21 protein-coding genes are annotated in these 22,103 nt (G+C 71.0%); 8 read left to right on the top strand and 13 right to left on the bottom strand.

Annotation, left to right across the window (positions count from 1 at the left end; genetic code table 11):
• Nucleotides 1-44 precede the first annotated feature (44 nt).
• The 4 genes from IW248_RS02245 (at nucleotide 45) to IW248_RS02230 (ending at nucleotide 3,613) form a co-directional block, all read left to right on the top strand.
• Nucleotides 45-1,511 (top strand): MFS transporter, encoded by a 1,467-nt coding sequence (locus IW248_RS02245; protein ID WP_196925440.1) that lies wholly within the window; start codon nucleotides 45-47, stop codon nucleotides 1,509-1,511.
• 105 nt (nucleotides 1,512-1,616) lie between these two features.
• A complete protein-coding gene (locus tag IW248_RS02240; RefSeq protein WP_196925439.1) occupies nucleotides 1,617-2,603 on the top strand; it encodes an SEC-C domain-containing protein in 987 nt (328 codons plus the stop codon).
• Between the two features lie 78 nt (nucleotides 2,604-2,681).
• Complete coding sequence (locus IW248_RS02235; protein WP_307787641.1) at nucleotides 2,682-3,137, top strand: nitroreductase family deazaflavin-dependent oxidoreductase; 456 nt, start codon at nucleotides 2,682-2,684, stop codon at nucleotides 3,135-3,137.
• A 68-nt stretch (nucleotides 3,138-3,205) separates the two neighbouring features.
• The gene (locus IW248_RS02230) at nucleotides 3,206-3,613 is read left to right on the top strand and encodes a hypothetical protein (protein WP_196925437.1); all 408 of its coding nucleotides are present in this window, start codon (nucleotides 3,206-3,208) and stop codon (nucleotides 3,611-3,613) included.
• A gap of 14 nt (nucleotides 3,614-3,627) precedes the next feature.
• On the opposite strand, the gene IW248_RS02225 is transcribed toward IW248_RS02230, so the two are convergent.
• The 5 genes from IW248_RS02225 to IW248_RS02205 all read right to left on the bottom strand — a co-directional run bounded on the left by IW248_RS02225 (nucleotide 3,628) and on the right by IW248_RS02205 (nucleotide 5,819).
• Nucleotides 3,628-3,879: a hypothetical protein gene (locus IW248_RS02225; protein WP_196925436.1), complete on the bottom strand. Its 252-nt coding sequence runs from the start codon at nucleotides 3,877-3,879 to the stop codon at nucleotides 3,628-3,630.
• A gap of 37 nt (nucleotides 3,880-3,916) precedes the next feature.
• Nucleotides 3,917-4,366 carry a hypothetical protein gene (locus IW248_RS02220; protein WP_307787640.1) on the bottom strand — a complete coding sequence of 150 codons (450 nt, stop codon included), beginning with the start codon at nucleotides 4,364-4,366 and terminating at the stop codon, nucleotides 3,917-3,919.
• Nucleotides 4,363-4,809: a hypothetical protein gene (locus tag IW248_RS02215; protein ID WP_196925435.1), complete on the bottom strand. Its 447-nt coding sequence runs from the start codon at nucleotides 4,807-4,809 to the stop codon at nucleotides 4,363-4,365. Before IW248_RS02215 ends, IW248_RS02220 begins: the two co-directional genes overlap by 4 nt.
• Before the next feature lie 339 nt (nucleotides 4,810-5,148).
• Nucleotides 5,149-5,412, bottom strand: a complete 264-nt coding sequence (locus IW248_RS02210; protein ID WP_030489032.1) for a DUF6244 family protein — start codon at nucleotides 5,410-5,412, stop codon at nucleotides 5,149-5,151.
• A 188-nt stretch (nucleotides 5,413-5,600) separates the two neighbouring features.
• Entirely contained in the window at nucleotides 5,601-5,819 is a 219-nt protein-coding gene (locus IW248_RS02205) for a winged helix-turn-helix domain-containing protein (RefSeq protein WP_196925434.1), read from the bottom strand.
• Between the two features lie 273 nt (nucleotides 5,820-6,092).
• Here IW248_RS02205 and IW248_RS02200 point away from each other — a divergent pair, with 273 nt between their 5' ends.
• From IW248_RS02200 to IW248_RS02190, 3 genes are read left to right on the top strand one after another with little or no spacing between them, the layout of a single operon-like run.
• The gene (locus IW248_RS02200; RefSeq protein WP_196925433.1) at nucleotides 6,093-6,314 is read left to right on the top strand and encodes a hypothetical protein; all 222 of its coding nucleotides are present in this window, start codon (nucleotides 6,093-6,095) and stop codon (nucleotides 6,312-6,314) included.
• Nucleotides 6,311-7,084, top strand: a complete 774-nt coding sequence (locus IW248_RS02195; RefSeq protein WP_196925432.1) for a hypothetical protein — start codon at nucleotides 6,311-6,313, stop codon at nucleotides 7,082-7,084. The genes IW248_RS02200 and IW248_RS02195 overlap by 4 nt, the downstream gene beginning before the upstream one ends.
• Nucleotides 7,081-7,551, top strand: coding sequence for a hypothetical protein (locus IW248_RS02190; RefSeq protein WP_196925431.1), 471 nt, complete (start codon nucleotides 7,081-7,083; stop codon nucleotides 7,549-7,551). Before IW248_RS02195 ends, IW248_RS02190 begins: the two co-directional genes overlap by 4 nt.
• A 146-nt stretch (nucleotides 7,552-7,697) precedes the next feature.
• Here the strand turns inward: IW248_RS02190 and IW248_RS02185 are convergent, their stop codons facing one another.
• The 4 genes from IW248_RS02185 to IW248_RS02170 form a co-directional block, all read right to left on the bottom strand.
• Nucleotides 7,698-8,372: a hypothetical protein gene (locus IW248_RS02185; protein WP_196925430.1), complete on the bottom strand. Its 675-nt coding sequence runs from the start codon at nucleotides 8,370-8,372 to the stop codon at nucleotides 7,698-7,700.
• Between the two features lie 162 nt (nucleotides 8,373-8,534).
• Nucleotides 8,535-9,437 carry a hypothetical protein gene (locus tag IW248_RS32795; protein ID WP_307787638.1) on the bottom strand — a complete coding sequence of 301 codons (903 nt, stop codon included), beginning with the start codon at nucleotides 9,435-9,437 and terminating at the stop codon, nucleotides 8,535-8,537.
• Nucleotides 9,434-11,986, bottom strand: coding sequence for an FtsK/SpoIIIE domain-containing protein (locus IW248_RS02175; protein WP_196925429.1), 2,553 nt, complete (start codon nucleotides 11,984-11,986; stop codon nucleotides 9,434-9,436). The genes IW248_RS32795 and IW248_RS02175 overlap by 4 nt, the downstream gene beginning before the upstream one ends.
• A gap of 98 nt (nucleotides 11,987-12,084) precedes the next feature.
• A complete protein-coding gene (locus IW248_RS02170; RefSeq protein ID WP_307787636.1) occupies nucleotides 12,085-14,778 on the bottom strand; it encodes a hypothetical protein in 2,694 nt (897 codons plus the stop codon).
• 145 nt (nucleotides 14,779-14,923) lie between these two features.
• Between IW248_RS02170 and IW248_RS02165 the strand changes: the two genes are divergently transcribed.
• A complete protein-coding gene (locus IW248_RS02165) occupies nucleotides 14,924-16,456 on the top strand; it encodes a M1 family metallopeptidase (protein WP_196925428.1) in 1,533 nt (510 codons plus the stop codon).
• A 104-nt stretch (nucleotides 16,457-16,560) separates the two neighbouring features.
• Here the strand turns inward: IW248_RS02165 and IW248_RS02160 are convergent, their stop codons facing one another.
• The 4 genes from IW248_RS02160 to IW248_RS32790 all read right to left on the bottom strand — a co-directional run bounded on the left by IW248_RS02160 (nucleotide 16,561) and on the right by IW248_RS32790 (nucleotide 22,059).
• The gene (locus IW248_RS02160) at nucleotides 16,561-17,055 is read right to left on the bottom strand and encodes a hypothetical protein (RefSeq protein WP_124820415.1); all 495 of its coding nucleotides are present in this window, start codon (nucleotides 17,053-17,055) and stop codon (nucleotides 16,561-16,563) included.
• Nucleotides 17,056-17,125: 70 nt separating this feature from the next.
• Nucleotides 17,126-18,523, bottom strand: a complete 1,398-nt coding sequence (locus tag IW248_RS02155; protein WP_196925427.1) for an MFS transporter — start codon at nucleotides 18,521-18,523, stop codon at nucleotides 17,126-17,128.
• A gap of 238 nt (nucleotides 18,524-18,761) precedes the next feature.
• Nucleotides 18,762-20,336, bottom strand: a complete 1,575-nt coding sequence (locus tag IW248_RS02150; protein WP_196925426.1) for a PLL family lectin — start codon at nucleotides 20,334-20,336, stop codon at nucleotides 18,762-18,764.
• A 106-nt stretch (nucleotides 20,337-20,442) separates the two neighbouring features.
• Nucleotides 20,443-22,059 carry a DUF8189 domain-containing protein gene (locus tag IW248_RS32790; RefSeq protein ID WP_231396140.1) on the bottom strand — a complete coding sequence of 539 codons (1,617 nt, stop codon included), beginning with the start codon at nucleotides 22,057-22,059 and terminating at the stop codon, nucleotides 20,443-20,445.
• Between the last annotated feature and the right edge of the window lie 44 nt (nucleotides 22,060-22,103).

The following is a 22,103-nucleotide window of genomic DNA, read 5'->3' as shown; positions in this document are numbered from 1 at the left end:
GGTGACAAGCCTCATTCCCGTACGTACTCAGGGAGTTTTCTCTCGTGGCAGTGACCTCCCGACGCAGCTCGCGTCGGCTCACCTTCACCGTGCTCGCGGCCGGCGCCGGGTTCTTCGCGATGCTCCAGTCGCTGATCACCCCGGTGCTGCCGACCATCCAGCAGGACCTGCACACCTCCCAGAACACAGTGACCTGGGTCCTGACCGCCTACCTGCTCAGCGCGTCGATCTTCACGCCGATCCTCGGACGCGTCGGCGACATGATCGGCAAGGAGCGGATGCTCGTCGTCTCGCTCGCCGCCCTCGCCCTCGGCTGCCTGCTGGCCGCCATCGCGCCGAACATCGGCGTCCTCATCCTCGCCCGGGTCGTCCAGGGCATCGGCGGAGCGGTCTTCCCGCTGTCGTTCGGCATCATCCGCGACGAGTTCCCCGCCGCGCGGGTCTCCACCGCCGTGGCCGCCATCTCGGCGATCGTCGCCGTCGGCGGCGGCCTGGGCATCGTGCTGGCCGGCCCGATCGTCAGCACGCTGGACTACCGCTGGCTGTTCTGGATCCCCATGGTCGTGGTCGGGCTGACCGCCGTGGCCGCCCACCTGTTCGTGCCCGAGTCGCCGGTCCGTACCCCCGGTCGCATCGACTGGCGCGCCACACTGCTGCTCTCCGGCTGGCTTGTCGCGTTGCTGCTGCCGATCAGCCAGGGCGCCACCTGGGGCTGGACCTCCGCCCGGGTGCTCGGTCTGCTGGCGCTCGCCGTGGTGCTGCTGGTCGGCTGGCTGGTGACCGAACTGCGGTCGAAGAATCCGCTGATCGACATGCGGATGATGCGCCTGCCCGGCGTCTGGACCACCAACCTCGTCGCCCTGCTCTACGGCGCGTCGATGTTCTCCGTGTACGCGTTCCTCCCCCAGTTCCTGCAGACCCCGACCGCCGCCGGTTACGGCTTCGGGGCGAGCATCAGTCAGGCCGGCCTGCTCATGCTCCCGATGGTCAGCGCGATGTTCGTCGCCGGCATCATCGCCGGGCGACTCCAGGCCGTCTTCAGCGCCAAGGCGCAGCTCGCCACCGGCGCCACGTTCAACGTGGCCGCCTCCGCGATGCTCGCCACCGCGCACGACACCCGGTGGCAGGTCGCCGTCGCCGGTGGCCTGGTCGGGCTCGGCATCGGCCTGGCCTTCGCCTCGATGGCCAACCTGATCGTCGCCAGCGTGCCGGCCAGCCAGACCGGCGTGGCGACCGGCATGAACGCCAACATCCGCACCATCGGCGGCGCGATCGGCGCGGCCGTGGTCAGCGGCGTGATCACCGCGCACCCGCAGGCCAACGGCCTACCCAGGGAGGCCGGCTTCACGATGGGGTTTCTCGTCCTCACCGCGATCGCCCTGGCCGCCGCGCTCGCGGCCCTCGCCGTCCCGTCCGCCCGGCGGGCGTCGGCCGGTCGCCGGCCGTCCGCCACGACGATCGTCGAGTCGGAGCTAGCCGGCGAGTTCGCCACCATGCCAGCGACCCGCTGAGGGAACGTGGCGCAGCCCGGGCGGTTCGCCGCCCGGGCTGCGGCATATCCAGGAGTACGCTGGCCGCTTCCCCACCCACCGTCCGTCGTCTTTCAGGATGCGCCCATGTCCGAGTTGCTGACCGCCGACCGCATCGATGAGATCGGCAACCTGGGTTCCAAGAGCCCCGACCCGGCCGCGCTCGTCGCCGAACTGGTGGGCGCCGTCGACGAGGGGCGCGTCGCGGATCCCGACGACATCGGGTTCGCCCTGCTGGTCGCCGCGGACATCCTGGAGCAGGCCGGCGACCTGGCCGACGCGCTCACGCTGGCCACCCGCGCCGTCGCCGAGCAGCCGGACGACAACGCGTACGCGCGAGGGGTGCGCGGCGGCCTGCTGCTGCGCCTCGGACGTACCGACGAGGGCATGGCCGAGCTGACCGCCCTGCGTCCGCTGCTGGAGACCAACCCCAAGTCCATGTACCTGATCGACGAGCTGGTCGAGTCCGGCCACGGCGACACGGCGATGGAATGGCTCACCGGGGCGCTGGACGCCATCCTGGAACGCACCCGCACCCAGCAGCACGAATCCGAGGACGCCCAGGACGAGGCCGCCGCCATGATCTACGGCCTGGCCCAGCAGCGGCACGACCTGCGCGAGGAGCAGGGCCTACCCCACGACGAGTACGACAACCTCGCCGACCGGCTGCGCGCCGCGAGCGACCACGCGCTCGGCGCCCTCGACGACGGCCCGGCGACGTTGCTGTTCTGGCCGCAGGCGGAGTTCACCGCGCTGCTGCTGCGCTGGCCCGCCCTCGCTGACAGCTACCCCGCCACCTGGGACGAGCACCGCGCCCAGATCGAACGCGCCCTCGTCGAGGCATCCGGGCTGGGCGGCGCCGACCTGGGGGTGGTCGTCGGCACCGCCGCCGGGCTGGCGGCCTTCGCCGAACCCACCGGAAGCGACCCCACCAGCGAGGAAACCCTCGACGAGTACGCCGACAGCCTCGACGAAGCCGGCGTGACCGCCTGGCCACCCGGCCGCAACGACACCTGCTGGTGCGGGTCCGGCGCCAAGTACAAGAAGTGCTGCCTGCCGCGCTCGCGCGACTGATTGATCCGGGCGCCCTGACCCCGACGTATGGTCGACGCGTCCGTTCGACCGTCCGGGCTCGACGATGGAGGCGATGGCGTGACCACACACGAGCAGAACGAGACGGTCGAGGACAGCCCGGTTGGCTGGGTCGCCAGCCACATCCGGCGCTACGTGCGGAGCGACGGCGCCGACGGCGGCACCTTCCACGGCGTACCCTCGCTGCTGCTCACCACCCGCGGACGCCGATCGGGCAAGCTGCGCCGCACGGCCCTGATGTACGGACGCGACGGCGACAACCATCTGCTGGTGGCGTCCAACGGCGGCGCGGTCACGCACCCCGCCTGGTACCTGAACCTCACCGCCGACCCGACCGTGGAGATCCAGGTCGGCGCCGAGCGGATCGTCGGCCGGGCCCGGACCGCGACCGGCGAGGAGCGCGTCCGGCTGTGGCCGGTGATGACGAAGGTCTTCCCGACGTACGCCCGCTACGCGAAGGAGACCGACCGCGAGATCCCGGTCGTCGTCATCGAACGCGAACCCACGATCGATTGATATCTCTCAGTGCCGGGGAGGGCTAGGGTGACTCCAGGTAAGCACCCACTCCGGCAAGGAGGACCGTCGTGCGCCGCATCATCACCACCATCGCACTACTCGGCCTGTCACTGTTCGTGGTGCTGGCGCCCACGCCGGCCAGCGCGGCAAGTGACGGCGAGATCACGTCCGCGACCCTGGTCGCGCGCGGCGTCGCCGTGGACGTCAGCGTCGCCGTGACCTGCCAATCCGGCCTGTCCGGTGGCGTCGAGCTGATCATCCGACAACGGTCGGGCGACAGGGTCGCGTACGCCTCCGGTTGGGGTCCTGTCCACTGCACCGGCCAGCCGCAGATCGCGACCGGGCGGGCGTGGGTGGAGGGTGGCGGCCTCGTCATCAAGCCCGGTGTGGCCCTGATCAGCGGAGGCTTCGACCTGTGCGGCGACGTGGGCTGTGGCGGACCGCGGTTCGAGCAGACGTTCCGCATCACGCGCTGAACCGGTCGAGGGCGCTAGCCAGGAAAGCGGATGACCGGAAGGTCGCCGCCATCGCCGTACGCCGTACCCTCGTTGGTCAGCACCGAGGCATCGTGCTCCACCACCGCCAGCACTTCGGCCGCGACCACAGCCGGCACACCCAACCGGGCCCCGTCGTGGGCCACCTCGTGGATGGGTTCGGCGACATCCATGGACCCGGCCACGTAGGCAAGCAGCGCGGACCGGTCCAGTATCAGCTGGACCGACGGCGTGTCGGGACTCGTCATGCCGCCGGGGCCTGGCTGCCGGAGCCGAGCGGATCCCCTAAGCCCGGGGGCTGGCGGCTGCTGTAATCCGCTGCGTAATCGCCCGCAAGGTGTCCGCGGGGAACCGCTCCGGATCGACCAGCACGTTGACGGCCACCCCAGGCGCGGCCAGCCAAAACGCCTCGGCGGCACCGATGAGGCCGGGATCCTCGCCATGCTGAAAGTCGGTGAGTGCCCAGTCTGCGTTATCGCGCTCGTGATACTCGGCCAGGAAGTCGCGTAGCTCGGCGAGGGCGCCCAGCCGGTCGCCCCGGAGCACGTGTACCCGCAGGTCGACTCGGTGGCCGTCCTCAACTTGACGTTCCCAGACCCGCGTGGTGAAAGTGACGTCCTCCCACTCGGAGGCGAAGTCCGAAACCAGGTCAGCAACGTCCGGCGGCAGATAGCCGATGCGGAAGCCGTCCAGCTCGCCACCGTCTTGGACGACCGGCTCAGGCACGCCGGTCACCCCGCCGCCTCGATGGCTGCCTCCACCCTGTCCAGGTAGTTGAACCACCACTCGCCCTCACTCTTAGGGCGAAAAGACAGGAGACTTGCGGCTACCACGAAAGCCAGGACGACTGCGCTGTCGGCTGGCAGCACACCTGACAACGGTCGACCGGTCACAACAGCATCGAGGAAGGCTTCGACCTCGGGAGAGGTTGCCGAGCTCCAACCTTCTGCGTCGGCAACCTCCTCGGCCAACTGCTTGATCTGCTCAGTCGACGGCCTGCCTTGGCAAATGTCCGCACTGACGAAGGCCGTGATGGCAGCCAGCAACTCCAGGGCGGACTGTCGCAGGTATGCGTCAGAAAACGCCTTGAGCGCTTCATCAAACTCAACCGGTTGCCGCTTGACGGCCCAGTGCAACGCGTCACGGACGAGCTGCTCAACTCGCTCATCGATCTTCAACGGAACCTCCGCCATCCTGCGATCTCGCTTTGTAAGCCTTGAGGGATCCCCAGGTTGCCACGGCCCCGAGGACGACGCCGGCTACCGCCTTCGGCAGAGCCGGCAAGAACTCCGAAACCGTCGCCCATGCTGTCGCCGCCGCTGACCCGCCAACAGCAATTGCCTCTGGGCCGACGCTCCTGCGTCTGGTGGGCTGCGGCGCCTCCCGGCTCTCTCGGCTCCGCGCCTCACGTCGTCCGTCGCGGTCCGGGAGCGCCGACCCTAATCGTGGGACCGCAGGGCGCAAGGTGACGCCGGCTGCCGCGGGTGGTTGGTGGATTGCGCTGCCACCACCCGTGGTCAGTTTCCCAGCGCTCGGACCTTGGCGATCGTCTCCTGCACGTGCTGCTTTGCCGGGTCGCCACCCTGGGACGCCTGCGCAAGCGCCTGGCGGTACGAATCGATCATGCCGACCAGCGGACCGGCGGCTACGCCTTCCAACGCACCGGCGACGAGTGCTCGCGCCTCGGCGGCGTCCTGTGCTGCCGCTGCGGTCTTGGCCTTCGCCTCGTCCAGCTTCTGCGACGCCGCCGCCAACCTCGCGATGATCTGTGCTGCGCTCACGCGCACCTCCCCGTGATGGACCATCGCCTCCACCACCGCACCGGCAGAGACCACATGGGAGCGTACGAGATCCGCGCACCCAGCGCGACCGCCTGATCGCGCATCAGCGACCCCACCGCGGTAGATCTTGGACGAATTCGGCCCCTCTAGGGGCACTTTCCTTCCAAGATCTCGTGGCGTCCACGGGTTCAGCGGTCGGCGACGAACACGCCGAGCCCGTGAACACCCTGCACCCAGCCCTGCGTTTGAAGGACCAGGATGGCCTGCCGGACCACGGTCGTCGAAACGCCGTGCTGAGCCTTGAGCTGCACCGTGGAGGGCAACTGGTCCCCCGGTGCAAGCTCTCCTGACTCGATCTGGCCCCGGATGTGGTCCGCGAGCCGTTCCCACTTCGGTTTGACGGGCATATGGACTCCCAGGTCTGCCCCGCCATTTGATCACGCGTTACTACTCGTGACAAGTAACGTGTTGTCGTGCTTGCTATCTGTGACTAGTTGTGTAAAGTTCGAACCGACCGGCTCCCAGGTCTGCAACCCGGAGCTGGTTCGTTCCCACCGCGCAGGAAGCGCCCGGTCGCTCGGTCCCCCCGTTCGGCCGGGCGTGCCGGGGCGTGCCCGCACGCCGCCCCGACGTCGCAAGTGCCGTGAGCAGCTAGGAGACGACCCGACGGGAGCCCCCCGATGCCCGATCGACCCGACGAATCCCCCACCGACCCGCCAGCGCCGGCGCCAGCAGAAAGACGCCTTGCGTCCGATCAGGACGTCGAGGACGCCGATGACGTCCTCTTCTCCCATCCGCCCCGGGTGGTGCGTCGCTGGCTCTGCGAGTGCGGCGTCGACTACCCCTGCGCCGAGGTGCGCTTCGCTCTCCTGGTCAAGTCCAGTGCCGAGGCGGGCGAATGAGCACCGACACTCTGGATGATCTCCGTGCCGCCTGGCTGGCGACCATCTCCGCTGCCGATCGGGCCGGGGCGCAGTTGCACGGGGCTGGACCGCCCGGTCGGCGGCTGCCCTGGCAGGACGCGGTCACGGAGTGCTGGCGGGCGCTGAGCCTGGTCTACGCCGGCTTGGCCGCCGATCGGGAGTCAGCGGGTGACTCGGTCGGGGACCTGCTCGCCGGCCTACACGCTGCTCGGCTCGACGCGTACCGGGCCGCCGCGCTGGCCGCTCGTGTCCGCTGGCGGTTGGGGGCGACCGAGGACCGGATGCGGCGTACCCGGGACGTGGCGGACGTGGTCGCAGCCCGGCAGCTCGCGGCGGCGATCACCCGGTTGGACCTGGTCGTTGCCCGGCTCGCGGTTGGGGGATGCCGGATCGATCGCTCGGTGGCGGCACTTACCGGAGAGCCACCGGCCCAGCCCTCGCCGCCCGGGCCCACCAGCGACGACAACGACGCCGACCACCACAGCCGGGCCAGCCACGACAACGGGGCCGACCACAACAACCAGACCGACCACAACAACCAGACCGACCATGACGCCGACCACGACAACCGGCCCAACCACGACAACGAGGCCGACCACGACAACGACAGGGTCGGCGCCGCCGGCAGCGCCGAGGTGATCGCCTGCGGCTGCCGGGCGGCGAGTGCTCTGGTCACCAGGCGGCATCGATTGACCAGGCCACGCCCGCACCGGAGGGCACTCACGATGATCAGGGAGCGACGATGGTGACGGACCCGCATGCGGCGCTGCGCGGCCTGCTGACTGGGCGGCTGCGCGGCCACGAACGGCGGCTGGGTCGGTTCGCCGAGTCGGACTGGCTGCGGTACGCGGACCTGCTGGCCGGTGCGCTGTTGGTGGCGGTACGGCGGCGGTTCGTCGCGGGGCAGGATCGGGCGCCGGTGATCCGGTTCGTGGCGTCCGCTCGGGAACGCTACGACGCGACCGGGCGCGACGTCGACCCGGTGCTGGCCGAGGCGCTGGTGTGGGCGGCGCTCGGTGAGCGTCCGCCCGTGCCCCACGACGCAGCGGCGATCGTCGCGCGGACGGTGTTGCTGCTCGGCCTGCTCGAAGACGACGGTCTCACCGACCGTGAGCTCGACGAGATCCTCGTGGCCGCCGCAGGCGCTGCCGACGACTCTGCGCACGACGCGGACCGGCGACCGGCAGGCGCACGGGCCGAATCCGACGGGCGGTGAGCGCGACAGAGCGCAAGATCGACACGAGATAGCTGAAGTCGGGGTATCCCGCTGACACGGACACCCCGACTTCAATGAAACCGAGTGGATCACGCCCTGCCGCCGGACCGGGCAGGCCAGCCCGGCGGGCCAGGCGGGGCGGGGCGTTACGGCGACGGCGGGCCGCTCTGTGCCCGGGTGATGAGATCGTGCAACGGCTTGGTGCCGCTGCCGACCATCACACCGGTCACGACGGCGTCGACCCAAACCGCCACCCCGTTCCAGTCGGCGCCGGCTACCGCGTGCAGAACGTAGAACCCGCCGGCGCTGGACGCCACGGTGGCCATCCCGCTGGCGAGACCCCACGCGACGATGGTGCGGTTCGCCTTCGCCCGCGCGACCTTGGCGGTGGCCACGGCGACCGCCTCGCGGTCACTGTCCGAGGGGCCGTCGACCCGGCTGTTCACGTTGGCCACCGTCTGGGACAACGCGGCCTCGGCGGCGCGCCCCGGCAGCCACCGCGAAAACGGTTCCAGGATCCGCTCGACCGCCGCGGCGAAGACCAGCAGGGTGAGGAAGACGCCTGTGGTGTCCTCGGGCTGGATCTTCGCGGCGGAGGCGCCGCTGCGCCAGATCATCCAGCCGGCGGCGGCCCCGACGGCGATCAGCCCGAAACCGGCAACCACCGCGCCCGCGCCGGCCTGCTGCGACGCGGTGACGACCGACAGCCCTGGCTCCTGCTCGGAGCGAGGCGTCGAGGGAGCCTCGGTGTTGACCGGCGAAACGGCGAGCCCGTCCCCTGCCGACGTCGGCTCAACGTGGATGGACGTCTGTCCCTGCAATTTTCTGACCAACCTTTCGACCTACCGCTCACGAGACGTCGAGGCGCGACGATCCAGAGCCTCGGCGAGCCGATTTCGTACCGACACGCGCTCGGGGCGCGAGACTACGGCACCGACGCGAACACAGTGGAGGGCCGGGACACGAGCAGCCCCCTCGAACTGTCAGCGCAGGCCGCGGACCAGCAGCAGGTAGGCGCAGTAGGCCATCGGCACCAACAGGAAGCAGATCAGGAACCCGAGCGGCAGGTACCGCGGCGGGGTGCCGGCGACCATCGCGGGCCGCCCCCACCGGCCCAGCACCAGGTACCCGCCGAAGAACGCCACCGCCGGCAACCCCGCGCAGATCCACGCGCCGAGGGTGAAGCCGTCGACCAGACCGACCCCGGAGGCGAGCACCAGGATCAGCACGAGCACCCCGGCGGCAGCCCCGCACGCTGCGTAGACGGCGACCGCGCGGGCCAGGGGCGACAACGTCGGCAGCAGCACGGGCCGCTGGGCCAGCAGCTCCGCCTGCTGCCCGTGCCGGTCGGCCTCGTCGGCCATTCGCCGGGCCAGCTCCAACTCCACCACCGGGTCGGCCGCCGCCGTGCGCTGCGCGGGCACCCCGCCGCCCGCCGGGCTCACCGCCGTCGGCAGCGCCAGCCGCGCCTCCCCTACCGGCAACTGGGGGTACGCCCCGACCCCCGCCCGCCCCGGCACGCCGGCTGCGCCGGCGGATCCCCCGTCCCCGGTTCCGGGCGCGGTGGGAGCGCCAGCAGCGAAGGGCGGGCCGGAGCTGGGAGCGGTGGGCGACCCGACGCCGGTCGGTGGGCCGGGCCAGGCGGCGGTCTCACCCGGCGTCCCCGGGCCAGGGCCAGGGGCGGCGGGTGGCTGGTCGATGCCGATGGCGCGGCCGAGCTGGTCGAGGCGCTGCCCCTGGGCGGTCAGCCGCTGCTGGAGGTAGTCGACGGCGGCGTGCAGGTCGCGGCGGCGCGCGGATTCGGCGGCGGCGTGTTGTTCCCCGGCGCGGTGCTGGTCGGAGAGTTGTCGGGCCAGCGCCGCGTACTCCTCGAAGGACACTGTCACCGCTCCCCGTCCGGGTCGTGCCCGTCGCCGACGAACGGGACGATCAGCCGGGTGCGCTGGTCGTGCCGGTCGATCAGCAGCGCCCGGTCGGGGCGGGGCGTGTAGGTCAGGTCGTGCACGCCCAGGTGCAGGGCCAACTCGGCGCCGGGCACGTTGAGCGCGACCAGGCAGGCGACGTCGTCGCGGTTCTGGGTGCCGCCGAGGTCGTCGGCGAGTCGGCGGAGCCCTCGCCACCAGCCGAGAAGGTGCACCCCCTGCGCGGGCCCTTGGCGCAGGACGGTCCGCAGGTCGTCCAGGCCGGAGCGGAACGTGCCGGGGTCGGTGGCCCCGAGGACGGGCGCGGCGGCGTCCATGCCGAACACCACGAGGTATTCGCGGCCGGTGGGCTCGGCGGCCAACGCGACGATCCGGTCGCGCAGCCCGGCCGCGTCGAGGCGTTGCACCGGGTGGCCGGCGGCCCGCAGCAGCGTTTCGGTGTCGTCGGCGACCGGGTCGGCGACGGTGACCAGGCAGGCCAGGTGGAACCGCGCGTCGCCGGGGGTGTGCTGGCGGGCCAGGCTGAGCGTCGCGGCGCGCAGCACGTCCGCGCCGGTCGGTGCGGTGCCCACCACGGCGAGGTGCCGGCCGGGGGTGGTGTCCATCAGGAACAGTGCGGTGGTGCCGTGCACGTCGACGGTTCGGCCGACCAGGGCCATCGGGCGTCGACCACCGGGGCGCAGGCCGCCGAAGGTGCTGTCGTCCTCGACCCGCGCCGCTTCGTACCCCTTGAAGACCGCTGGTGCCCGCGAGCCCGGCGGGCGTGCCTGCCACAGGTCGTGGCGCAACGCGGCGAGGTCCGCCGCGGCGGCGTGGGCGTCGGGGAAGCGCAGCACGGTGTCGGCGCCGACCGCGCCGGCTGCGGTGTTGACCACGGCGGAACCGATCGGCAGGGCCGCTGCGGCGTCGTTGAGCTGGTCGAGCACCCCGCCACCGCCGGGCAGCGCCACCCGCAACGCGAACTGCCCGAAGATCGCCTCGGCCCGCCCGTAGAGGGCTTCGATGCCTGTCATGCTCTGGCTGGCGAGCACCAGGTGGATGCCGTACGAGCGGCCCTTGCGGGCCAACTCCTCCAGCAGGTCGACGGACTCGCGGGCCAACGCGTCGTTGCCGGCGAGCAGCACGTGGAACTCGTCGATGACAGTCACGATGCGCGGCAGCGGATTGTCAGGGGGCAGGTCGGCGAGCTTGGTGACGCCGTGCCGTTTGAGCGCTGTGGCCCGGCGCTGCGCCTCCCGGCGCAGTTCGCGCAGCACGGCGAGACCGTACTCACGGTCGGATTCGATGCCGACGGCACGGGCGTGCGGCAGCCAGGACGGGTCCCGACCGGTGGGCACGAACTCGGTGAAGCTCACGCCCTCCTTGAAGTCGAGCAGGTAGAGCTGCAACTCGGCCGGCGAGTAGCGGGCGGCCAGCCCATAGAGGACGTCGAGGAGGAAGACGGTCTTGCCGGCGCCGGTGCGCCCGCCCACCAGCCAGTGCGGGGTGGCGTCGTCGAAGGCGAGCGTCAGCGCGGTGTCGACGGCCACCGTCGAGGCGCCGCCGGCCCGGCCGATCACCGTCCGCAGACCGTTGCCGGCGGACTCGGCCCAACGCCGTTCGGGCAGCAGGTCGGTGAAGGGCAACGCGTCGGCGCGACGGGTGGCGGCGCCGAGGTGCTCGGCGAGCGCGCGTACCGAGGCGGGCGGCGGGTCGCCATCGAGCAGGACGGGCGCGGCGAGCCCGCTGCCGTCGGGGCTGAACGGGGTGCCGGGCGGGTCACCGACGTGCGCGTATCCCTGGCTGAGCCGCACCGCTGTGGTGCCGCCCAGCGGCGGCGGGGTCTCGCCGGGCAGCCGGGACGGGTGGCCGGCGAGCAGCACGCACACGGCGGCAGCCGGGCCGGCGTGGGTGAGCGCGGCGAGCCGGGCCAGCTCGCGTGGCGGCGGCGCGGCGGTGGCGACCACCACCAGCAGGCGTCGGGCGGCCGGCTGACCGTGCTGCGCGGCGCGGGCGTGCTGCTCGGCGGCGTCCAGCAGCGCGGCCACCTCGGCCTCGCCGGTGGCCGGCGGGTCGAGCACCCCGGCGTCGAGCAGTGGGCGCAGCGGGCCGAAGGTCGCGCCGAGGGCGGCGGTGTCGATGCCGGCGACGCGGACCTGACCGGGTGGCGCGGTGGCGACCAGCCGCAGCACGAGCGCCCGCAGCAGCCCGGCGACCTGCGGGTCCCGGGCGTCGGTGTCCAGGGCCAGGTGGTGGCCGCCGCCGAGCGGGACCAGCACCGGAAAGCCGCCGTCCGCTGTGGACGCCTCGCCGATCCGCACCGCGGCCGGCGCGTCGGTCAGCGGCGTGACGCCCGGGGCGGGGGTGGCCAGGGTGCCGCCGAGGCGGGCGAGGCGGGCCACGAGGTCGTTGGCGCCGACCGGCGCGGCGGCGGTCGGCGCCGCACCCAGAACGCTGCGGGCATTGTCCAGATGCGCCCGCGCCGCCCGGTGGGAGTTGACCGCCTGTCCGTACGCCGACGCGAGCCTGCCCACCCTCTGCCCCCAACGCCGACGACCGCCTGGTCCCAGGAACCCTAACGGACACCTGTGGCACCCGGACAGTCCTGCGAGGACGTGTCACGCCGGACCGGTCAGGCCGGGCCGCACGCCGCCGGGCCGGGCACGTCGGCCACCCCGCAGCGGAACACCTCCACCGGCGCCCTCGCCACGTCGGGCACCTGCTCCACCCGCATCAGGGCCAGCCGCTTGTCGACCGGCTCCCCCGAGTCGGGCGTGAACCGGATCAGCCCGGACACCCCCGGGTAGCCCTGACCGGCGTTCTGCCGGAGCACCTCCGCGTGCACGCCCACCGGGTTGACCGAGTTTGGCTCCCAGCGTTGCCGAGGGTCGGCGTGGTGCAGCCGGGCGGCGAGGCTCTCCACCGCCCGGACCAACATCATCGCCGCGTCGTAGGCGAGGCTGACCCGTTCGCCGACCTGCTCCTCGGAACCCGGCCGGCAGCGCGGCGGGTCGAGCAGGTCGTCGGCCTGGATCCAGGACAGGAAGCTGGCCCGGGCGGCGTCGCGCCGGTCCTCGGCGGCCCGCAGCGCCACGCAGGTGGCCAGGGCCGCCTTCGAGACGTACGTGACGGGCAGGTTGCCGGGCGCGGCGGCGCGCAGCCCCGGATTCGCCATGTAGCGGTTGGCCGAGTCGTCGGCGACGAGGTGTCGGGGCGGGTTGCCGCCGCACTCGCGCAGCGCCCGCAGGAAACCGTCGAAGTCGGACCATCGGCCCGCGTAGAAGAGCAGCCCGGGGTAGCCGCACTCGCCGGTCAGCCGTTGCCCGGTGCTCCACTCGTCGAGGCGGGTGATCCGGCTGCCGAACCGCTGTCGGAGCCCGTCGACGAGCGTCCCCACGTAGAGGTCCTCGGTGATCGAGCTGCCCTCCAGGGTGGTGTAGAAGACGTGCGCCTCGTTGACCTTCAGCACCTGCTGGGCGTACGCGTCGATCAACTTCACCTGATCCACGTTCGGCGCGGAGATCTGGAGGTAGAGGCGGGAGTTGACGTCCATCTTGTCGGCGGAGAGGGTGGGCGCCAGCACCGGCAGGCCGACCTGGTTCAGTTCGCGCAACGCGCGGGCGGTGCTGGTCCGGCTCTCCACCAGACCGACCACCCCGAGCACCGTGGGGTCGTCCCGGGCCAGCTCGGCAAGCATCGCGACGGCCCGGTCGGCGTAGATCATCTGGCGGCCGCCGTTGGCCACCACGATCCGCAGCAGCGCGGCCCCGTCGGCGCCGGCCGACTCCTTCAGCAACGCGTACTGGGCGGTGGCCATGCCTTCGAGTTCCTCGCGCTCGGAGACGTACGACTCCTCGTCCGCGCGGGTCAGGTTGCCGGTGAGGGTGCCGAGGTAGACCAGGGTGAGGAAGGGCCGTCGTCGGTCGCTGCGCTGCCAGACCTCCTCGGCGGCGCGGTTCTGCGCGAAGATGCGCTCTTGAACGGCGCGCAGCCGGTCCTGGCCGGGGTCGTTGTTGAACACCTGGGCGGCGCTGTCGCTGTAGCCCACACACTCGCCTTTGCCGACCACCTCGACCGAGACCTGGCCGGTGAGCGAGGGGTGACAGCCCGGTCCCCACCGGCTGGCCACCCACAGGCCGAGCACCGCCACCAGCACCAGGCAGAGCGCCGTCGGCAGGAAGCGTCGCGACCACCACGGCGGGTCGGGCGCGGAGAAGGGGCGCACCCCGGCACGCGACGGTGGGCCGGTGTCGGTGTCGTCGGGGCGCAGCGCCACGAGCCAGGCGGCCGGGCGGCGCAGCCGGCGCATCTCCGGCAGCGCCTCGACCCACTCGTCGAATGCCTCGTCGGCCTCGGTCAACGGGTGCGGCTCGGGCAGTTCCGGCGGGGGCTGCCCACCGGACGCGATGACGAGCAGCGGGTCGTTGCGGCCGGTCTCGGTGCGGACGTCGCCGATCAGGCGGACCAGTTCCCCGCCGACGTTGCCGGGGGCGACGTGATCGAGCAGCAGCGCCGGGTACGCGGTGCGCCGCCAGTCCGACGGACGCCACGGCCGACGCCGGTACGCCTGCCGCAGGTCCTCCAGGAACGCGTGCAGCAGCAGCTTGTTGACCTGGTCGGGTTGCTCCCCGTCGCGCCAGCCCGCGGTGAGGCGCTCGGCGAAGCCGAGGAAGGTGACCGACTGCCGGGGCGCCAGATACTGCTGGCGCATGAACCAGTTGTAGTGCCGTCCGAGCACCGGCACCCGACCGGAGACGGCGGCCCGGAAGACGACCCCCGGCACGGCGCGACGGACCACCCAGAGCAGCACCTGCGAGACGATGCTGACGGCGTCACCGCCGGCGGGCGCCGCCTCCGGCGTACGCGGGCCCTTGCGGTCGCGCAGCCGGCGGACCAGTGCCGCGCGGCTGTCGTCGGCGTCGATTCCCAGGTTGAGGCTCTGCTGCATCAGCCAGTCGGCGAGCGGATAGTGCTGGAAGCGCAGCCGGGCGGCGCCGAATGCCTCCAGGGAGAGCTGCCGGTGCAGCTCGCGCAGCAGCGCCGGCACGTCCCCGGCGCCGGGTGGCGCGTCGGCGTCCAGCACGGCGTGCGGGACCCGCCGTCGGGGGCCCTGGCCGAGGAACCGGCGCAGCGGCACCATCAGATCCGCGGTGTCGGAGCGGACCAGCCACAGCAACGGCAGCCGCCGGTCACCGCGACGGGGTCGCCGCAGCAGCCGGGCGAGCAGCGCGAACAACTCCAACGCGCCGGCCGGCAGCCGCTCCCTGACTGCGGTTGACTGCCGTTGGCCGATCAACTCCCGCTTGGGCAACTCCGAGCGCCGCACGCGTCACCTCCGATCCACACAGTGTGACCTTGCGGCGCAACGCACGCCAGAGGCCGGCGCCCGACCATGGGTGTGGCGGGCCGACGACGTTCACAGTTGTCGATTAGGTTGGCGTGGCGAACACCCGATGGAGGGAGTCCACCCCGTGCGACGAGTCCTCACGGCGGCCACCACCGCCCTGACCCTCACGACCGCCGGCACCATGCTCGCCGGCACCCCCGGCCAGGCCGCCCCGACGGCCTGGGGCCGTCCGGTCGTCTCCGCCGCGCCGCAACCCGGCGCGCCCGGACTGGGCGACAGTTACTTCCCCGACTACGGCAACGGCGGCTACGACGTCGAGCACTATGACGTCCGGCTGCGCTACGAACCGGCCACCGACCTGCTCACCGGCACCACCACAATCCTCGCCACCGCCACACAGGACCTCTCGACGTTCAATCTGGACTTCCTGCTCGACGTCGAGTCGGTCCGGGTCAACGGCTGGGCGGCGAGCACCAGCACCGCGGGGGCCCACGAGTTGGTGGTCACCCCGGCCCGCACGGTGACCCGGGGTCAACAGCTCACCATCGTCGTGCGCTACTCCGGCGTCCCGTCGGAGGCCCTGGTCGACGGTTACACCGGCTGGACGCGTACCGACGACGGCGCGCTCGCCGTCAACGAGCCCGAGTCCGCGTGGTGGTGGTTCCCGAGCAACGACCACCCGCTGGACAAGGCCACCTACGACATCTCGGTGTCGGTGCCCACCGGCGTCGAGGTGATCAGCAACGGCGTACAGCCGAGGCCGCCGCTGGCCGAGGCCGGCAACCGCACCCGGTGGATCTGGCGGACCACGTCCCCCACGGCCACCTACCTGGCCTTCATGGCCATCGGCCAGTACGACATCGTCACCGACACCACCCCGAGCGGTCAGCCGGTGATCAACGCGTACAGCACCTCGCTTGGCGCGCTCGGGCCGGCCGCCCGGGCCAGCATCGAGCGGACCGCCGAGATCGTCGACTGGGAGAGCGGGATCTTCGGCCCGTACCCGTTCGAGGCGCAGGGTGGCGTGGCCGGGCCGGTGGACGGCATCAGCTTCGCCCTGGAGACGCAGACCCGACCGGTGTACGGGCCGGGCTTCTGGCGGCGCGGCGCCAACACCTACGTGGTGACGCACGAGTTGGCCCACCAGTGGTTCGGCGACTCGGTCTCGGTGGCCGACTGGCGCAACATCTGGCTCAACGAGGGCTTCGCCTCGTACGCCGAGTGGCTCTGGTCGGAGGAGCAGGGCGAGGGCACCGCCCAGGAGGTCTTCGACTTCACCTACGCCAGTTACCCGGCCGACGACGGGTTCTGGCAGGTGCTGCCCGGCGACCCGGGTGCCGCTCGGGTCTTCGACAACGCCGTCTACGACCGGGGCGCGATGACCCTGCACCAACTGCGGCTGGCCGTCGGCGACGACGCGTTCTTCGAGATCCTGCCGACCTGGACCGCCGAGCGCCGGTACGGCAACGGCACCATCGAGCAGTTCCAGGCCCTGGCCGAACGGATCTCCGGGCTGGACCTGGACGACCTGTTCACCACCTGGCTGTTCACCGCCGGCCGACCCGACGTGGCCACGGCCGCCCGTAAGGCCGCCCCGCCAACCGAGCCGAAGTCCTGGGCGAAGATCCGCGAGGCCCACCACCTGATGTCGCACTAGGAGTTCGGCCGGGCTGAAGATCCGCGCAACTTCAGGGATCCAGGCGCCTCCGTAGCACCCGAGGCACCGCTTTCCCTGTTGTTGCGCGGATCTTGGTCAGGGACTCAGGAAGGCGCCGTGCTCGCCTCGACGGCGCGGATGTGCCGGTACGCGAACCAGAGCGGCGGGAACGCCCCCACCGCGAAGGACAGGTCGACGAGCGTCCAGAACCAGGGGATGTCCCGGATCGGGCCACAGATCAACGCCAGCGGGACGATGCCCGCGCAGGCGATCATGCCGACCTGCACCACCCAGACGTTGCGCACCGGGTCGCGCAGCGGCCCCCAGAACGCCACCGCCAGCACCAGGTGGGCGAAGGCCAGCCAGTCGGTGCCGTAGAGCAGGAACGGGTAGTCCTCGCCGGCCGTCACCAGCCCGGTGTGCACCCGCTCGATCCAGGCGACCAGGGCGGGCAGTTGGCCGGCGAGCGGATCCAGCACGCGCAGCAGCCAGCGCACCTCGATCTCCAGCGGAAACGCTGTGACACCGCTCAGAAACAGCCCGATCAGCACGATCCACAGCCACCGGCGGGTTCGCCGTAGGCGCTCCTCGATCTCCATGATCGCAGCGTAACGATGATCTTCGTGTCGTCCTGCCCCGGAAGCGGGCCGGCGAGGGGTGACAGCTGTCTCAGCGGTTCGCCACCGGCCCGGCGGTGACCAACTCCCGGAGCCGGACCCCGCCCGACCGGACCGCACCGGCTTCGGCGGGCACGATGACGCAGATCGCACCGGTGGGCCGGACGATGCGGGCGGCCCGGAACGCCGCCCGTCGTACCGGATGGCGCGGTCTCGGAACGACGAGCGCGAGGGTCGCCACGCGGCCACGCTGCCGGTCCAGGGCGACGCCCGCCGCCGCCGTGGCGATCGCCGCCGCCGATCCGGCGAGGACGAGCGTCTGCCGGGGCCCGGCGTGTTCGGCGAGCCAGCCGAGCAGCGGGGCGCCGACCGCGGCGGACACCGAGCCGGTGACCGCCAGGGCGGCGAGCACCCGGCCCCGCATCGCGGAGTCGGTGTCGAGCTGGGCGCGGGTGCCGACGGTGGTGTCGATGACCACCGCGGCGGCGGCGATCGGCAGGATCACCGCGGCGAAGCTCCAGGCTCCCGGTGCGAGGCCGGCGACGATCTGCAATCCGCTGGCGAGCAGGCCCGCGACGACAAGCGTCCGGTAGCCCAGGGATCGTCGCCGGGCCGCGACGAGCGCACCCACCACCGTCCCGACCGCGAACACTGTCGACAGCAGGCCGTACCCGGAGGCGCCGGCGTCCAGCGGCCCGTCGCTCATCGCGGCCATGGTCACCTGGTAGTTGCGGCCCAGGCTGCCGAGCACGAACGACAGGGCGAGGGCGAGGAGCAGCACCGGCTGCCCGCGCAGGTAGGCGAACCCGGCCCGGACGCCGCCCCGGGCCCGACCGGCGTTCGGTGCCGCGAGGCCGGGCACGGCTCCCGGGCGTACGGCGAACAGCGCCACCACCACGGCGGCGAAGCTTGCCGCGTTGATGCCGAACAGCAGGGCGGGGCCGACGGCGGCGACCACCACGGCACCGAGGCTCATGCCGAGGATGCGGCCGGCGGAGTTGGTGAGCGAGCCGAGCGCCAGGGCGTTGCCCAGCGTCTCCCGGTCGACGAGGCTGGCGGCCCAGCGCCCCATCACCGGGCCTTCGATCGCCGAGACGGCACCTGTGGCCAGGGAGATCGCGAAGATCAGCGGTAGGCCGCCGACCCCGGTGAGGGCGACCGCCGCCAGTCCGGCGGCGAGCGCGGCGTGGGCGCCCTGGGCGGCGATCAGCAACGGGCGGGCCGGCAGCCGGTCGGCCAGCACGCCGCCGAAGACGCTGAGCAGCAACGTGGGCGCCGCCTGGAGCAGCACGGCGAAGCCCATGGACGTCGCCGAGCCGGTCTCCTTCAGGACGTACCAGTTGACCCCGAGGACCTGCATCCAGGTGCCGATGACGGAGACGAAGCCGGCGAGCGCCCAGATTCGGTAGTTGCGGTGGCGCATCGCGGCGAAGGTGGCACCTCTGGCCACGACGAACCTCCAGCGATCGGCAGCATGATCATTCACACCGATCGCGGCGCGGTTCGGCAGCCGGCAAGTCTTGCCGGCTTAAACCTTTTTGCCCATATTTGTGAGCGGCTTCACCAGCGGGAATGCCTGGTCGTAGGTACTGGCACCTCACGCTCCCGAGGTGACACCGGCCCCGCCGACGGCGTAGCGATCATGATCGACCCAGCACGCCATCGGCAGGACCAACTGTCAGGCCCGGTCAGCCAAGGTTGAACCAGGCGGCCCAGGGTCCGTTCGGGGTCGTCTGCCAGGCCGAGTACAACGACCCGTTGCCACCCACCACGAACACCTGCAACCGACCATCAGCATTACGACCCACCGCCAGATCGGCACTCAGATCACTACCACCCCGACTCACCCACTCCGAGAACGGCCCATTCGGGCTCTGCTGCCACTTGTGATACAGCTTCCCGTCACCACCGACAACGAACAACTCCATCCGACCATCCGCAGCCGAATCCACCACCGGATGCCGCAGAGCCGAACCACCCAAACTCACCCACGAGGCCCAGGCACCATTCGCCGTCGTCTGCCATGTCGAATACAACGACCCGTTGCCACCCACCACGAACACCTGCAACCGACCATCAGCATTACGACCCACCGCCAGATCGGCACTCAGATCACTACCACCCCGACTCACCCACTCCGAGAACGGCCCATTCGGGCTCTGCTGCCACTTGTGATACAGCTTCCCGTCACCACCGACAACGAACAACTCCATCCGACCATCCGCAGCCGAATCCACCACCGGATGCCGCAGAGCCGAACCACCCAAACTCACCCACGAGGCCCAGGCACCATTCGCCGTCGTCTGCCACGTCGAATACAACGACCCGTTGCCACCCACCACGAACACCTGCAACCGACCATCAGCATTACGACCCACCGCCAGATCGGCACTCAGATCACTACCACCCCGACTCACCCACTCCGAGAACGGCCCATTCGGGCTCTGCTGCCACTTGTGATACAGCTTCCCGTCACCACCGACAACGAACAACTCCATCCGACCATCCGCAGCCGAATCCACCACCGGATGCCGCAGAGCCGAACCACCCAAACTCACCCAGTCGCCGAAACCGCCGTTCGGCGCGGTCTGCCACAGGCTGTGTACCGCGCCGGCGCCGCGCACCGCGAACGCCTGGAGCCGCCCGTCCGCGTTCGCACCCACCGCAAGCTCGTCCTCGACGCGATCCTGGCCCCAGGCGGCAAGCGCGATCGTCGCACCGTCAGCTGCCTGCTCGGCGTAGCGATCCGGATAGGCCGAAATCTGTACGCGCTGGCAGATCTCACCGATCGGAGCCGTCAGCCAACCGTTGTTCGGGTACTTGGTCCGCATCGCGCTGAGGAACTTCTTTGTGGAGTAGATCGGGTCCATGACCTGAGCCGACGAGCCCCAGCCCTGGCTGGGGCGTTGCTGATAGAGGCCGAGGCTGTCGTCAGCGCCGTAGTCAAGATTGCGGATGCCGGTCTCGACGATGGTGGTGGTGATCGCAATGGTCGCCGCGCGCATTGGCAGGTTTTCGGCCTTCACCACCGAGACGATCACGCGCACGCAGGCCGCGCGCGTCGCGTCGAGATAGCCCGCCAGCTTCCCGTTCAGCAGTGGGTTGACCCGAGCTGCGAAGGCAGCATCGGCGGCGGTCGGGCTGGCGACGGTGCAGTTGGGCACAATCGAGGCGTGCGCCGCCGGAGTGGCCAGCACGGGGCCGACAACCGAGGCGACCGTCAACGCGGCCACAGCAAGACCATGGCGCAGTGTTCTGCTCACAGACACACTCCTGGGTTGAGGTTGAGGGCCGGTTCACCGGCCGGGGCCGGCCGGCCGCCGGATCAGGGATGCGGCGACCGGCCGGTGTGAAAAAGGGCGTCGCCAGCTAGCTGAGGCTGATCCAGTCACCCCAGGGCCCGTTGACGGACGTCTGCCAGATCGAGTACAGGGCGCCATTCCCACCGATGACGAAGGCCTGCAAACGGCCGTCGCCATTGGAGCCGAGAACCAGGTCTCCGCTGAGGTCGGTGCCGCCGCGGCTGAGCCAGTCCGACCACGGGCCGTTCGGGCTGGCCTGCCACTTGTGATAGAGCTTGCCGTCGCCGCCGATCGCGAACAGCTCCATCCGGCCGTCCGACGAGGAACCGACCACCGGCGTCTTCAGCTCGCTGCCACCCATTTTCAGCCAGTCCGACCACGGGCCGTTCGCGCTGCTCTGCCACATGGAGTAGACCGAGCCGTCACCACCGATCACGAACACCTGCGACCGTCCATCAGCGTTGCGCCCGACCGTCAGCTCGTTGGTGAGATTGGTCCCTCCGCGACTGAGCCAGTCCGACCACGGGCCGTTCGGGCTGGTCTGCCACTTGTGATAGAGCTTGCCGTCGCCGCCGATCGCGAACAGCTCCATCCGGCCGTCCGCCGACGAACCCACCACCGGCGCCTGCAACTCGCTGCCGCCCAGGTTCAGCCAGTCGGACCACAGGCCGTTCACACTGGTCTGCCACATCGAGTAGATCGCGCCATTCCCACCGACCACGAAGACCTGCAAACGACCGTCCGCGTTGTGTCCGATGGACATCTCGCTGGTCAGGTCCGTGCCGCCCCGACTGAGCCAACCCGACCAGGATCCGTTGGGGGTGGTTTGCCACTTGTGGTAGAGCTTCTGGTCGCCACCGATAGCGAACATCTCCAGCCGACCATCGCTCGACGGCGCGACGACGGGCGCTCTCAGCTGGTTGCCTCCGAGACTGACCCAGGGAGCGAACGGGCCGTTCACGCTGCTCTGCCAGGTGCTCTTCACCGCGCCGCCGTCGCGGACCGCGAAGGCCTGCAGCCGGCCGTCAGCGTTGGGTGCCACGGCGAGCCGGTCCACCGGCCGCACCGGGGTAGAACCGCAGTTCGCGCTCTGCCGTTGGACGGTGTATTCGGAGTTGTCGTGGGTGATGCCGGAGGGCACACCGTTGAACCACGACTCGATCTTCGCGCCATCGCGTAACTGCTCGAAGTGCAGATGAGGTCCGCTGGAATCGCCGGTGCTGCCGACCTTGCCGAGCTGCTGCCCGATGGTCACGCGCTGCCCGACCTTCACCATGGGTGGCTCCAGCATGTGCAGGTAGAGCGTCTGCCAGCCGTTGCCGTGGTCGATCTTCACGTAGTAACCGCCGCCGGTCCCCTGTGGCCCATTCGGGTTGGAGGGGGTGCGGTCACCCAGGGTGCCGCTGATGCCGGACCGTTCCACGCGACCTCCGAAGGAGGCCAGGATCGGACGACCCCAGCGGTTTCCGGAGGTCGGAGTCATGTCGATGTCGTAGTCGTCATGACCCACGTACGTGCTGAGATTCCACGTCTCACCGCAGGCGACGGGCAACTGAAAGAACGGTCGGAGACCGGCTGCCTGAGCGCCCACGGCACCCAGGCTCGCAGCGGTCAGCACCACGAGACCGATGGCCACCGCCGCGGAGACTCGCGCGATGAAGCCTCGTACGAGATTACCTAACAACAGTTCTCCTCTGTGAAATCAGCGAACGACGACGGATGGTTCAG

The sequence above is a fragment of the Micromonospora ureilytica genome (assembly GCF_015751765.1).
Classification (GTDB): domain Bacteria; phylum Actinomycetota; class Actinomycetes; order Mycobacteriales; family Micromonosporaceae; genus Micromonospora; species Micromonospora ureilytica.
The sequence above is the reverse complement of the archived record's forward strand: the minus strand, read 5'-3'. Positions and strand labels throughout refer to the sequence as shown.